The sequence below is a fragment of the Pseudomonas sp. Irchel 3A5 genome, assembly GCF_900187575.1.
GTDB lineage: Bacteria > Pseudomonadota > Gammaproteobacteria > Pseudomonadales > Pseudomonadaceae > Aquipseudomonas > Aquipseudomonas folii.
Genome location: NZ_FYDU01000005.1, coordinates 35,071 through 48,177, shown reverse-complemented (window position 1 = coordinate 48,177; position 13,107 = coordinate 35,071). Strand labels below are relative to the sequence as shown.

The 13,107-nt window shown below is 56.0% G+C and carries 14 protein-coding genes; 2 read left to right on the top strand and 12 right to left on the bottom strand.

All coding sequences use genetic code 11. The features are described from left to right. Positions 1–89: 89 nt before the first annotated feature. The 4 genes from CKW31_RS09235 to CKW31_RS09220 form a co-directional block, all read right to left on the bottom strand. The gene (locus CKW31_RS09235) at positions 90–2,096 is read right to left on the bottom strand and encodes an ATP-binding protein (RefSeq protein WP_095094061.1); all 2,007 of its coding nucleotides are present in this window, start codon (positions 2,094–2,096) and stop codon (positions 90–92) included. 121 nt (positions 2,097–2,217) lie between these two features. Next, positions 2,218–2,619 (bottom strand): single-stranded DNA-binding protein, encoded by a 402-nt coding sequence (locus CKW31_RS09230; protein WP_003413133.1) that lies wholly within the window; start codon positions 2,617–2,619, stop codon positions 2,218–2,220. A gap of 68 nt (positions 2,620–2,687) precedes the next feature. Further along, positions 2,688–3,233 (bottom strand): DUF3158 family protein, encoded by a 546-nt coding sequence (locus CKW31_RS09225; RefSeq protein WP_095094060.1) that lies wholly within the window; start codon positions 3,231–3,233, stop codon positions 2,688–2,690. After that, positions 3,230–4,009 (bottom strand): PFL_4669 family integrating conjugative element protein, encoded by a 780-nt coding sequence (locus CKW31_RS09220; RefSeq protein ID WP_218192146.1) that lies wholly within the window; start codon positions 4,007–4,009, stop codon positions 3,230–3,232. The genes CKW31_RS09225 and CKW31_RS09220 overlap by 4 nt, the downstream gene beginning before the upstream one ends. A gap of 212 nt (positions 4,010–4,221) precedes the next feature. Between CKW31_RS09220 and CKW31_RS09215 the strand changes: the two genes are divergently transcribed. Next, complete coding sequence (locus CKW31_RS09215; protein WP_256582539.1) at positions 4,222–5,007, top strand: phospholipase D-like domain-containing protein; 786 nt, start codon at positions 4,222–4,224, stop codon at positions 5,005–5,007. A gap of 86 nt (positions 5,008–5,093) precedes the next feature. Here CKW31_RS09215 and CKW31_RS09210 read toward each other — a convergent pair whose 3' ends face one another. Beyond that, the gene (locus tag CKW31_RS09210) at positions 5,094–6,077 is read right to left on the bottom strand and encodes an IS5 family transposase (RefSeq protein ID WP_095094058.1); all 984 of its coding nucleotides are present in this window, start codon (positions 6,075–6,077) and stop codon (positions 5,094–5,096) included. A gap of 157 nt (positions 6,078–6,234) precedes the next feature. On the opposite strand from CKW31_RS09210, the gene CKW31_RS09205 reads away from it, so the two are divergent. Then, positions 6,235–6,597, top strand: a complete 363-nt coding sequence (locus CKW31_RS09205) for a hypothetical protein (RefSeq protein ID WP_176469843.1) — start codon at positions 6,235–6,237, stop codon at positions 6,595–6,597. An 80-nt stretch (positions 6,598–6,677) separates the two neighbouring features. Here CKW31_RS09205 and CKW31_RS09200 read toward each other — a convergent pair whose 3' ends face one another. The 7 genes from CKW31_RS09200 to CKW31_RS09170 all read right to left on the bottom strand — a co-directional run bounded on the left by CKW31_RS09200 (position 6,678) and on the right by CKW31_RS09170 (position 12,416). Continuing rightward, positions 6,678–7,877 (bottom strand): STY4528 family pathogenicity island replication protein, encoded by a 1,200-nt coding sequence (locus CKW31_RS09200; protein ID WP_095094057.1) that lies wholly within the window; start codon positions 7,875–7,877, stop codon positions 6,678–6,680. Between the two features lie 3 nt (positions 7,878–7,880). Next, complete coding sequence (locus tag CKW31_RS09195; RefSeq protein ID WP_095094056.1) at positions 7,881–8,441, bottom strand: DUF2857 domain-containing protein; 561 nt, start codon at positions 8,439–8,441, stop codon at positions 7,881–7,883. A gap of 12 nt (positions 8,442–8,453) precedes the next feature. Beyond that, positions 8,454–10,139, bottom strand: coding sequence for a ParB family protein (locus CKW31_RS09190; RefSeq protein WP_095094055.1), 1,686 nt, complete (start codon positions 10,137–10,139; stop codon positions 8,454–8,456). Further along, the gene (locus CKW31_RS09185) at positions 10,132–10,392 is read right to left on the bottom strand and encodes a hypothetical protein (protein WP_032699500.1); all 261 of its coding nucleotides are present in this window, start codon (positions 10,390–10,392) and stop codon (positions 10,132–10,134) included. Before CKW31_RS09185 ends, CKW31_RS09190 begins: the two co-directional genes overlap by 8 nt. Continuing rightward, entirely contained in the window at positions 10,376–11,245 is an 870-nt protein-coding gene (locus CKW31_RS09180; protein WP_095094054.1) for a ParA family protein, read from the bottom strand. Before CKW31_RS09180 ends, CKW31_RS09185 begins: the two co-directional genes overlap by 17 nt. 11 nt (positions 11,246–11,256) lie before the next feature. After that, positions 11,257–11,496, bottom strand: a complete 240-nt coding sequence (locus CKW31_RS09175; RefSeq protein WP_032699504.1) for an AlpA family transcriptional regulator — start codon at positions 11,494–11,496, stop codon at positions 11,257–11,259. 131 nt (positions 11,497–11,627) lie between these two features. Then, the gene (locus tag CKW31_RS09170) at positions 11,628–12,416 is read right to left on the bottom strand and encodes a protein kinase (RefSeq protein WP_095094053.1); all 789 of its coding nucleotides are present in this window, start codon (positions 12,414–12,416) and stop codon (positions 11,628–11,630) included. Positions 12,417–13,107: the final 691 nt, after the last annotated feature.

Here is a 13,107-nt window from a genome sequence, read left to right as displayed (position 1 = left end):
GCAGAAATGCAGCATGACCAGCTTGTTGAGTCGCAATCCCCGCGGACTTGGCTCACGCGGTTTTGAATGCCATATCGATGTTTTTTAGCTCAACAGCTGGCGTCCTGGTCGATCCAATGACGCTGAGTAGCGATACGTTGCTTTGCATTGGCGCTAACTTGCATGCTGATATGTTTCTGATCATGCGCGGCGCGTATCAGAATTTCAGTCCAGTTCGGCGGTTCGGCCGTGACGACTGCATCGGCCATCAAAGCATTCTGATAGTCAATGAAAGCCACACTCTCATCCGGGATTGCTCCGACGACCACAGGGTCGTCGCTGACATCTTCGATGGTCGGTGACAGGCCGCGCTTCAACCGGCTGTCACTCGCACGGTTCACAAGATAACGTTCGCGCCATGCTTCACCCTGCGCGCGCTTCCCCTCTGCCTCCATGCTTCCTGTGTACTTCATTAGCCACATGTGCATGTAGCGCTGCCGTTGTTCGCTGTGCAGCAGCACAAGATCGTGAAAGCGTTGGTAGAACGCTTCATCATGACCACAATCCAGGCTATCGCCCTCATGAGCAATCTCGTGCTCAATCAGTGAAAAAATGTACGCTGCTGTTCTGACCGGGGAGGATTTGAGCCGCTTCACGATGGTGACATCGACGGCGATGTAGCTACTGCCGTCGGTCCATGCCTCGGCAACGTTGGATTGACCAAGCAGAATGTGAAGTGATTTGCCCTCACGGACCTGGCCGCCGTAAACGGACCGGCCCCCCGTGCAAAGGGCGACATAGTGGTGCATGCACCAGCGCAACGCAGTCCATGCACGACGTGTCTCACGATCAAGCGCATCTTTCTCCGTAAGGATGCGCGTCCGCTCCACGAACGCTTCTCGCAATGTCGAAAATGCCAGCAGTTGCGGGATATAGAGAGCGTTTATTCCCCAGTACTGAGCGCCATTCAGTTCAATGTCCTCCCTAAGATTGTCGTGGATACGAGCGATACAGTCAGCAAACTCTTGGGCGCTATAGCACCCGAAACGATCAAGGGTGACGGGATGCACGATCACGGCAATTCCTTCACGAGCGATAGCTTCCCCCTTTGGCACGTCGAAACCGCTTTCAACAACTGCAAACCTGCCGCCATGACGCTTGCCATGGCTGTAGCGGCATTTGCGCAAGAAATCCTCCATTGAAATGTGCCGCTTGCCAGGAAGAAGCGTCACGACTTCTTCCTTGGAATAGGTTTGCACAATGCCAGCGTCACCGGAAAGGAGTGCCCGAGCAGACTTCTCACGGCGCGCCTCTGTCTTGCGATGATTGCCGAGGCGAGAGGCAATCTGATCAGCCATGTGACCAAACTGCTTGGCAATAGCCTTCCATACCGGGCAAGTCTTGCGCAGGATTTCTGTGCGGGAAACATTCAATCCAATAGCTTTCTTAGACACGATGAGACCACCTGCGCCCCATACATGTCCCGAGTCGTGGCGCACCAGTACGCCCTGGTTGTAGATGGCGACGGCGCCGTCGGCTTTGACCCGGTACCAGGCGAACTCGTCTTCAGCATCCCAGCGTTCGCCGTGAGGGTCGCGGGTGATGCGATTACCATTGAGTTCAACGCATACAGGGGTGTAACGCACCAAGTCCCGTATTTCCTGAAGGGTCGACATCAGCTCGACCTCGCTCAGGGCTTCATACCAGTCGCCCTTGATCGCACAGCCAGGTGAAATAACCTGTAGCTCGTCTAGATCGTAGTGGTAACCCATGACCCGTGTATTGACGGTCATGTGCCAAACATTGGAGTGCCAGGTTGTAGACGCGTGGGCCATGATTTGGCCGCGTCCAAGGCGGAAGCAGCCATAGGTTGCATCGCCCTCTTCGTGCGGCGTTCCAAACCGGCCGAAGTAGCGAATGACATCTTCACGGCTCGCAAAGCCTTGACCGTCGTCCTGGCACGAGAAGCCCGCGCGTGAAATCGATAGTTGAACGTTACTGGCTTTGGCATCCACTGAGTTCATCAGCAACTCGATGATGGCTTTGCCGATCGAGCCTGCCTGACTGTAGATGATGTGATGGATGATCTGTGGGTCGAGTTCAAACGGTAGGCGCATGGAGCCTCCTAGGTTCACTGAAGCGGAATTGGGATCAATGCCTCTCAGCCGCTAGCAATTGCGGGGCACTGCTGGAGCATTTAGGGCGACGCCAAGCAAGGGTGCCGCCCCAAATGCCGACTCAAGGTGTAACGGGTTCCGAATCGCCATTGGCCGGTTTCTGGCTGAGCGTTACCGAGGCGAGGCGGAAGGGAAGAATGCCGACACGCCGAGCTTCGATCTTGAAGGTGGTGCGTTCGTTTTCGTCCGCATCCTCCCATTCGTCTTTAACGGTCCGGCCCTCTACCAGAACCCGCATGCCCTTCTGATACAAATCCTTCCAGTGCTCGGCATCGCGGTGCCAGAGCTCTACCGGAGCCCAGAAGCCGCCACGGTCCTCGAACGTGCCGTCTTTCTTAGGCACCGGGTTATCGAAATAAATGTTCAGCCGTAACAGCCGGTTCGGCTCATCGTTGCCATTTGGAAACTCGCGAAACTCTGGGATCGATCCGATATTGCCTTCGCCAGAGAAATGAGTGCTCATGGTGCTATCTCCGTGGTGGTGAAAAAACCCGCTTGGCACAGCGTTGGGGCAGGGAATAAATGGATAAGTCAGGCCTGGGGCGGCATCCCGGAACGAGCAGTTCCTTTGGCGCCCGCGACTCGGTGCAGGAAGGTGGACTCGGCCTGACTCATCTTGTTGGCGCACTCCAGAGCCTGACGACCTAAGGTGTGCATCAGGCTGATCTGCATGTTCAGTACGAGGCGTTGCTGTTCGATGGCATACAAATCGGCTAGCAGGCTTGCCGGCGTGGCATCACTGAGAACCAGGTCTTGCCATAGAGCAACCCCCATCGCGGAGCGGTCTGGCCTGCGCCAGCGCAGAAAGGTCGTGCCTGCGCCAGTCTTCTGCTGGGCCAGTTCCACCGGCAACAGATGAAAGGGATGTCCGGCTGCCTGTTGCAGCACGCGTCGTTGTGCCAGGACGATCAACTGATCCCTTTGCGCCAAGCATTGGCTGGCCCACACATCGAGAGCCCCTTTACCTTTAAAAGGCTTTAAAAGGCCTTTTAGATAGGGAGCCTGTTCCAGCCGGATGAAGTCAGTCTGTTCCAAGGGATGGAAGCGCGTGGGTTGATACAGATGCTGGTCGATCATTCTGGCTCATCCTCGCCGGCCACGACCGACTCTGGCGACACCGGCGCATCGTCGGTCGCTTCGGTGACGGTCGCAGAGGTACTTGATGTTGCACGCGATTGCAGGCCGCGGCGAATGATCGGGGGAGCGAAACGCGAGCGTCGTACGCCTTCCAACACGTCCTGCGGCAGCTCTCCGTACTTCTCCAACGCAGTGCGAGCCGCCGCATTCTTGGCAGCGAAATCGTCGCGCGTGGTGCCGCTGAAACGGTATTGTTGAGCCAGTGAGAAAAGACTGCGCAGCGCGTGAGCGCCTTCGTTGAGCCAGCGTTCCAATGTGCTGCGGTCGATCAGCGCGGTGTGATGCGCCAAGATGAGCTTGCGAGCAATGTCGTCGTAGTCAGCCAGCAGGTAAACCGCCGCGAACCCCAACTGGGCGTTGACGAACAAGGGCAGTTTGACGGGTTGGACGTTGAGGTTTTCGCCAAGACTGAGCGCCGTAGGTACGCCAGCTAAAGACTGGTCAACCTGTTCGCGCAGGTTTTGCAAGGTGGCTTTGGTCTGCTCCAGCTTCTCTTCAATGCGTAACATCCACCAGTCCGAGTAGGGATCGTCCTGTTCAGCACCGCGCTTCATCTTGTTCATGACAGATACGTAGCCGTTCAAGCCGACGATAGCCGCCCGACCTTCTGAAGCTGCGCGACCATGCCAGATGCGCGAAGCGTGATGCGTGTGCAGCGTTAGCGACATCGCGCTGCGTAGGGTGCCGAGATTCAGCTGCAGTGATTCAGTAGCCATAGTGAAGACTCGCTGTAGATAACGAGCCATCAGCTTTCCCGCGTTGATGAGGGGCGTCAGTCAACAAACGGAACTCACCGCCCTCCCAGTTCGCGCGCAATACTGCATGTAGCTATCCCCAGGGGATAGCTACATGCGCCATTCAAGCTGCGCTGATCTTGAGCTGGCTGAGGTAGGCTGTCGCTTCTACGGGTATTTGCAGGGGGAAATGGATGAAAAGCAGTGTTGAGCTGGTAGTCAACGGTATGCAGGTGACACACGTAGATGCGTTGCTGGATTTGCTCGAAGGCGCGGAGCACCTGGATTGCATGGTCGCATTCGCTAAATCGTCTGCCTTGAAGTCCCTGCTAAAGCCGCTGACGAAGGCACTAGAGCGAGGGATGACAGCAAGGTTTGCAGTCGGGCTGAGCTTTCATCTGACCGAGCCAGCAATGCTGCGCAAGCTCATGTCACTGAGGAAGGAGCACCAGTTGGCGTTGTATTTGAGTGATACCAAAGCGACGTTCCATCCAAAGATCTATGCCTTCAGTGATTCCGTCAGATCAACAGTGCTAGTCGGATCAGCCAACCTGACGTCTGGCGGTCTGGCTGACAACTATGAAGCTTCGGTACTAGTCACTGACTCAGATGGTTCGCTAGCGAAAAAGGTTGCAGCGCACTTCGACGAATTGATCAGCGAAGAGTCTATCGTCGCGGCGACCAAGAAGAGAATTGACGACTACGCCCTGGAGTTCACCATCCAGGAAGCATGGCGCAAAATGGCGCAGAAGCGTGCTGAAAGGATCAGTCGTGAAGGCACGCAGGACCTTAGCGTCCTGGCGTACCAGTTGGACGAGATGAAGCGTAATAAGTCGAACAATGGTTTCGCAGCGCAGCAAACAGCGAGAAGAGGAAATCTGATCAGGGCGAAACAGCAGATCAAGGATATGGCTACCCTGCGTCGCCCATCGGCAGGCACTTTTTTACCTAAGGATGGTCTGATCAACACTACCCAATGACGAGACATGTGATATCGGCACGCTGAGCTGCGCTCAGACGTTGGAATTTCCATCGTTTTCGGCGCTTTTTCGCGCAATTCCCCGGATCACAGGCACATCTCGGCCACGACAGGCAGCAATTGCTTTCGCTTCATGCACAGGTTCGACAGCGCAAACAGCGTCAGCACCTGTGCCGTGTTCTTCGCCAGGCCGCGATAGCGTACCTTGACGTAACCAAACTGGCGTTTGATCACCCGGAACGGATGTTCCACCTTCGCCCGTAGGCTGGCCTTGGCGTGCTCCCAGCGCTTGGTCCACTGCAACTCGCGCGCGTTCTTGACCTGCTTGAGCTTGGACGGCTTCTCTGCAATCAGGTAGCGCAACTTGCGCTTGCGCGCCATCTCCGCACGCTTCTCCAGACCCGTGTAACCGCTATCCCCGCTGAGCGTGTCTTCCTTGCCATGCAGCAGCTTGTGCGCCTGTGTGATATCGGCGACGTTGGCCGCCGTGCACTCCACGTGGTGCACCAATCCGGACACATCGTCTACGCCAATGTGCGCTTTCATCCCGAAGTAATACTGATTGCCCTTCTTGGTCTGGTGCATCTCAGGGTCACGTGCATGGTCGGCATTCTTGGTCGAACTAGGCGCAGCGATCAGCGTCGCATCGACGATCGTGCCCGACCGCAGGCTCTGGCCCTTGCGCGCCAGATGCGCGTTGACGGCCTCCAGCATTCGTGTGGCGAAGCCATGGGTCTCCAGCAGGCGCCGAAAGTTGAGAATCGTGGTCTCGTCGGGAATGTCGTCCAAGCCACCGATCTGGGCAAAGCGCCGCAAGGTCGGAATCTCGTGCAGCGCTTCTTCCATCGCCGGATCGCTCAACGCATACCACTGCTGCAGCAGATGAATCCGCAACATCGTCGCCAGTGCGTACGGCTGCCGACCCGGCCGCCCCGACACCGGATAGTGCGGGGCGATCAGCGCAAGCAACTGCTTCCACGGCACCACCTTCTCCATCTCACTCAGGAAGATCTCGCGGCGGGTCTGCTTGCGCTTGCCCAGGCCCTCAGCGTCACCGAACGTCAGTTGCATGGATCACTCCTCAACGTAGGTGTGTAGTGTCGCGCATCTGGGGGGCGTTGTTCAGAGGTTCCCTAAGTACAACCAGCTAATTGTTCAGTTCCACTCCGGAGGCCTGCACAGGCAGAACACGCGAATTGCTGAGCAATCTGCAAGATTCATAGCCGCATTGGCCGATATCGTCAGCCGGAGCAGACTCTCGCCTGAGACAGCCTTCGAAGTGCTCCATCACCACTTCGATGGCATAACAGGTGCAGGTATCAACCTGCTGACGGAGGTGCTGCATACGCTGGACAACAAGCGCTACGCAGTGATGAATCAGAACGCCGTTTCGGGTCTTGCGGCAGCAGGTATCACTGGGTACCCGCTTCATCCGAGCAAGGGGAATGTGAATGGTCAGCTCTACGCAATGTACTGCCAGCATGCTCAGGATGTTCAACAGCATCTTGGTTTGACCAACCTCTCTGAACTCGACGCATTGTTCAACTACCTCTATTGGCAGCAAGATGAGGACGAAGAAGAGCAAACGTAGAAGGCTGCATGCCCGAAGCTATCCCCTGGGGATAGCTCTACTGAAGTCAAAGGGACATCTCAGCGTGTCTCCCAGCAAGGTCAACTGCTGCGCAACATCTCTCGTAATCGTGCGATATGTTCTTGGGCTACTTCAGGTGCCGCGACTTTAGGTGGTTCCGTCGGCGCAGTGGCTGGCTGCGTCGCCTTCGGTTGGTTTTGGCCAGCCCAAGCATTGAACTCTCCGCGAATAGCTCGCTGAATTATGCCGAACAGATAGCCAGCGGGATTCCGGATGGAACTGGCCCTGCAACGTGCCTCCCATTCGTCTAGCACAGCTTGCCTCACTGACGGGTCAACCTGCTGCAAGGCCACCGCCGCCCCTGTTTGCTGCTCTTCCTTGAGAAGAGTGAAACGTTTGGGCAGTTGCAAACCGTTCAACACATGGGGCCCCGTAGTAGTAGTACGTATTTTTTTATTACTTTCTTTACGTACTGTACGGCCCTCATTCGGATTCCGAAGAGCACCATCTGGCGAGGGTTCCAGCCCTGCTTCGGATTCCGAAGAATGCGGATCGAGATTCCGAAGAAGGGCTGGCTCACCTTCTTCGGATTCGTTGAATCTGTCTGCTTGTGGATAGCTGTCAGGGTGGAGGCCCGCCTGGTTCAGACGAGTCGTCATCACCTGCAGGCGTGTGGGCAACGTTCGTCCGGTAAGCAGCGGGTCCTCAGCGATCTCTTTCAGAGTTTGTATGCCCACTACTTGCACGGCCTTGGCAGCATGGCCTAGCGCCTGGCTAACCAACCCCAGGTAGTCCGGGTCCAATTGCATCGCCTCAAACGGTGTCAGCGGCTCATCGTGCAGCACGTAGAGATTGCCCAAAATGCGTCCGCTTTTCGGGTCGCGTCTTCTGCGGACAAGACTCAGCCACCGGCTCAGACGGAGCAATGTGAGCGCCCGTGCAACAGTTTCGTGCGAAGCTTGGGCACTGCCGGGCATGGAGCCCAACCAGGGGCGTAGCTGGTCATAGGTGGGGAATGCGGTAAGGCCGTCATCGTTGAGCAATAACCGGAACACCTGCCACGCGTTGCGCTCCAACGGTGTCAATCGTCGATCAAGGAAAAGTGCACTGGGAACGCTCTCATGTCGGTTTCCGCTATACAAAAATCCGTCGCTTGGTGTTGGCGAGGGGGACGCGATGGTCTTTGGGGTGGACGTTGCAGCAAGAGTGTTCAGCGCTTTATCGAAAAGATCCGACAACGCTATTGGACCGCGACCTCGGCGTGGATCATCCACTGCCATGACCTAAACCAGTCCCTGGTCGATCCAGGAATTGATCGTGGACCAAACCACAGACAGTGGCAGCGCCATGCTTTCGGACAGATCCATTGCGATGTGCAAAACCGATGCATCATCGTTCATAGAAGGGTTTTGCTGGGTGGTGAGAACTTTCCATCTACGCCACAGCTCCGTATCCTGAGACTCATCCAGTACCGGGTGACGTCCTTTGCGTTTGGGCATGCCCAAAATTTCGCGGCGCAGCGCTACTTCCTGGTGAGTCAAACCATAGAATCGGCTGACCATCTCTGTGCTGGCTCCCAATCGCAGCATGCGATCGACTGTCGCAATCTCCTTCTCAACATCCTGCGCTTGCATCAGCAGCCGACGCAGAACATCTCGATTGACGGTGACAGAACACCATGAGACGGACGCATTGAGCAGCACACTGACCTGAGATGGGTGCTTGAGAGCATCGAGCTCATCATCCCCAAACCCCATGGCTTTGCATCGGCGCAGTTGACCGTTGCGTAGATCATGTAGTGCCTGCGCAATCACTGCTTGGTTGAGCGGATGCGGTGACGACATGGATAGGCTACCTCACTCAGATCCGTGACCAGTGCTACCGATTTCAATGTCCAGCAGACGCCGAGCCAACCTTAGGAGCCGGAACAGCTTGACCAACGCCGTGTCACTCAGTCGTTTTGCAGGATCACCTGCACCATGCAGCAGCTTGGGCAAGACACTGCCAAATCGGTCCATTTCGACAATCGAACCTTGGCCACTTAGCGCGGCCAAAAGCATCACCACATCGCCGCCGACGTCGGATGTCCCTTTCAGCTCAGGTTTGCACTTGAACCCAATGCCGTCGTTGCAGGGAACGATGCAATCTGCAAGCGACGCCGCCTCCGCAATTTCGCTAGCAAATTGTGCAATGTGCACCCGTAGCCGGTCTGGAATGTCGAGGCCTGGATCGATGTACCAGACGTCAGTAATGGGATAGAGCCCACCCGCCTGGACGGGAATTGCCTGTAGAACATTGCCTTCGAAGTCAGGAGGCACGGCATCCCCGAGTTCATTTGCAATCAGGCGTTGGATCGACTGCAACCGTTCGGTCGTCTGGGCTGGAGATACGATGTGCTCTTGCACGAGATCGCCCACCTCCTGATCAGCCGACGCAGCTGGGACCGACAGTGGTTTGTCCGCAGCTGGGATGAGATCGGCCTGTAACGCTCTTTTTGCGGGCGCAGGATTCTCTTTCGATGGTGCTTGTGTGGTACTCAGGCTCTCGACGTTGCCCTCCGGTGTTGTGACGGACGAGAGATTGGACTGGGGAGCCGAAGACAAGGCAGGGTGGGGGATGGAAATCGAACTGGCGGCTGGCTCGGTAGCCAAAGCACGTTGGCGGCTTTCACTATCGTTGAGATCCAGAGTAAGCGTGTCATAGTCAACGCCCAACAGATCTGCCATCTGGCCCACCAGCTCGTCTTGAACGCGCTGTATGTTGAAGGCGTCAGGTTGTGCATCAAACTGTGCCAGAACATCCTGGAAGAACTCCCTGAAGTCCACAGTCAGAGTTCGGTCGGCCGAATACCGTTGCCAAATCCGCTCGCATGCCTTTCGCAACACGGCAACGCGCTCGACCTGGTGTCGGCCCAGCCCTCCATAGAGCAAGGTAGGGATGGCTGGCAAGAGATGTTGAACAGCATCCTGCATTCGGCTGATATGTGACTGCTGGATGGGGTATCCGTCCGCTGACAGACGCCGGGCAAGTTCAGACTGGCTCAACGCACTTCCCTTCTCCTTCTCATAGAGTTCTCGTACTTTCTCGACTCCGAGGGCGCGTTCGATGAAGGTCAGACCGCCGCGCAGCTCGTTCTCAGCGAGGTGACCGGTCAGCGCTACAATCTCACCGCGCTCAGGCCAAGGACGGAAAAGGCAGGAAATACGATAGAAGCGTTCCTGTTTCGTCTCCGACCACAAGTCACGCAGGATGGCGAGACGGGTGTTACCGCCGCTGCGGATAATGAAGTGCTCCTCACCCGGCCGTCGTGTGATAGAGGGAGGTGCATCAAGCCCACGCTCACGAATAGACGCCTTGATCTCTTCATAAGCAGGGTTACGCTTCACGCGCGGGTCGTGCTCATAAGGACGCAACTGGTCCAGTGTCACGACCATCGGCGTGTCGGCAATTGGGTCGCTAAGGGCCGAGGCGGATTCCCCGTTACGCTGGAATCCGGCGGCGAGCAACTTCCCGGCCATGTCTTGAGGGGTGATCTCAACCATGGCGTTTACTCTCCATTGAAATCGCCACAGCGTCTTCCGCCTCACGCTCAGCTCGCCGGAGCTGAGCTCGCGCATTGAGGCTGGCGCGATGGTCACTTGCCGTCGAGCTGGTGTAGATCGGGGCGCAGCCCACTTTGGTGAACTTCAAGTGCCCGCCTTGTGTCCGCTGGATGTGCCACCCTTCGGCGAGAGCAAATTCGATCAGCGTTTTCAGACGCTTGTTCCCGCGGGCCAGTTCATGCACGTTCGCCATGGCGGGCTCCCGAGGAATCAGTGGGTTTGCCCTTGACCAACGCAAAGCGTTCACGCCAGTTCGGGAACAACTCTCCGGCCAGTGACTGCATCGTCTCTAATGCTGCGGGGGCGACTCGGCCAGAGGGCTGGCGATGTTCAATCCGATGAACCGGCAGGCCCCGCGTTGAGGCGCGCGGGTAGGCTTCGATCGCCGGAACATCAGTATTGAGCACGTAGACGCCTGGATGTGCATCGAATACATCACGCAGGGCTTGTTGGATGAGTCGAGCGTTGGAGGAGACCGGATGCACTCGGTTGATCAATAGATGTAGCGTTGGAGGCTCTATACCGAGGTGACGATAAGGAGCGATGTCCTCCAGCAGCTGTAACGTACCGCGACGCAGCTCCCGCGCGGCCAGTATCTCTGGTGTAACCGGGGATAGGGCCATGTTCGAGGCAAGAACGGCCATCTCAAGGAGTACACTGCGAGCACCCTGCGTGTCGATCAATACGAGGTCGTAATCTGGCGCAAAGATAGGTAGCAAGTGCCGTAAGCGCAGACGCCCGTCAGGGGCATGTAGGAGCAAAGTATTTAGATCGCCGCGATCATCGTTAGACAGAACAAGATCTAGCCCTTGGATCACGGTCCGAGATATCAGTTGATCGGTGCGCTGTTCATTGAAAGCAAGTAGCTCATAGATGCCACCAGCAGCCCTGTGCCTCAGCTCGAAGTACGATGACAAAGTGGGCTGGACATCCAGATCAAGCAGCAGTACACGGATGCCCGCGTCAGCGGCCAAGCCACCTAGGTTCGCTGCGGTAGTCGTCTTACCGACGCCACCCTTCGTGGAAATAATGGATACGATCTGCATCGTTGCTCTCCCTAGACGTTACGTGGGAGAGCGGGTTGTTGCACCCGGTTATTTAGCCGCTCACTGATCCAGAGGTCTACTTCTACGGAATCCCAGCCGACTGCACGAACGCCCAAGCGCAGCGCCTGTGGGAACTCACCCTTTTTCATCAGTGCGTAGATGTGGGCACGCTTGAATCCCGATTTGGCTTCAACTTCGTCAAGCCGCAGAATGCGGCGCTCCCCCTGTGGAAGGGCAGGCACTTGCAACATCGTGGACACTCCTTAGCGCTCAGTGGCGTTCGTTGGCGTGCCCCCTATTCAATACACATGGCTGGCAAAAGACATTGCAAATGCAGTTTTTGATCTTGCACATACAAGCTTGCAAGCTGATGGTTGGACTGCTAAATGCTCGCTAAATCCGCCACAAACGAAGTGCGCCCCCCCGGTGTCTCTGCACTTCGGATCTTGCGACGTGCTTGAGCAAACTTACCGTTCAGGGTTCGCTCCGTGATGCCCATCAAACCGCCGTGGTGAGCAACAAGAGCAGAAACAATGGCCTCTTGGGTTCTGAAGCTGGAGTACGGCTTGCCTGCTGGCGATCGAGAGAGCATCACGTCCAGCATGCCCCCGATAATATTCTGATACGTGGACTCAGCCCTATCCGTGATGGAGCACTGGCTGCAGATGCATTTCCGTGCGCTATGGCTGAGCACCTCGTCGTATTGCTCCTGCAGAATTTGGAGCCGACGTTTACACTGTTGCAGTTCTGCTTTCATTGCCTGACGCTCGATCAACAAGGCGTGGCCAGTTTCAAGCGTGATGGTTGGATGCGCCATGCGTTCGCTTCGGCTGAAGAGAAAAGCGGGTCTGTGTTCTGGGTAGTGATGTCGCATCCACTGCTTGAGATCGACATGTCGGATAGTCAACTCCGGTGAGTCCCATAGGTCTTCGTCCTCCACCGTAATGCCGTTGATGCCGTAAGGTAGTTCATGGTGGAAAATAGCATCATAGAGACGCTCGGTATAAAGACGGAGCTCCGTCCAACGCGGGAAATCGAGTATGTGCGGGAGACTCCTGGGCGATGTGATCTGGGTCAGAATCGCACGTTGATGCTTGAGTAAGCCCGCCCAGCGTATAGCCGCTTCAATGGGGCGATAGAAAACCTTTGAAATGGGTACACCTTCGTGCATTGATCCATCTCCTACACGCAATTGCTATATCCAAATCTTCGTGGGCCAAGTATGTCTTGCGCTACGGTGGCGCATAGCAGACATGCTGAGCGGGTCTTGGCATGTGTAAGCATTACTACACAGCGCAGCACCAGCGATGATCGTGATATGTGCGTCTAGAATAAATCACCGACGTAGCCTATCTAATACGACAGATGTGAATGGTGAAGTATTGCGGTGGAGATTTGATCAAGCTTCCCATTCGTCTATCACAGGTGCCTAAGCGAGCTTTGATGCTGGTCGGTACCCCATCAAGACGTATTGGGTATCAACTGATCGCGTCAGCGTCTCGCCGTTAGCTTTGAGCGGCGTGATTGGCTCTACATTGCATATTTCTTACATGCAGTGAGACTTCTGAAGCATCATGATAGATCTAGAAAGACTAATGCAATGCTATTCGAAAGGGGGCTAAAAGGCTGACTCCGTCCCTGCTTTTAGGGATGACTTTTGGGCCTCATTGTTGTTCAGCATGAGATTGTCTGGCTTAAACGGGCTGACTACCTCCGTCAGGTTGATAGGTGAATTATATCAAAAGCATATTAGCTATGCTGGAGCGATCAAAGAGTCGCGGCATCAACGAATACAGAAACGATTAGCAAACGATGTATCCACGGCAGCAGTCCACTCCATATGCGGCCACTGCAAGCATCGG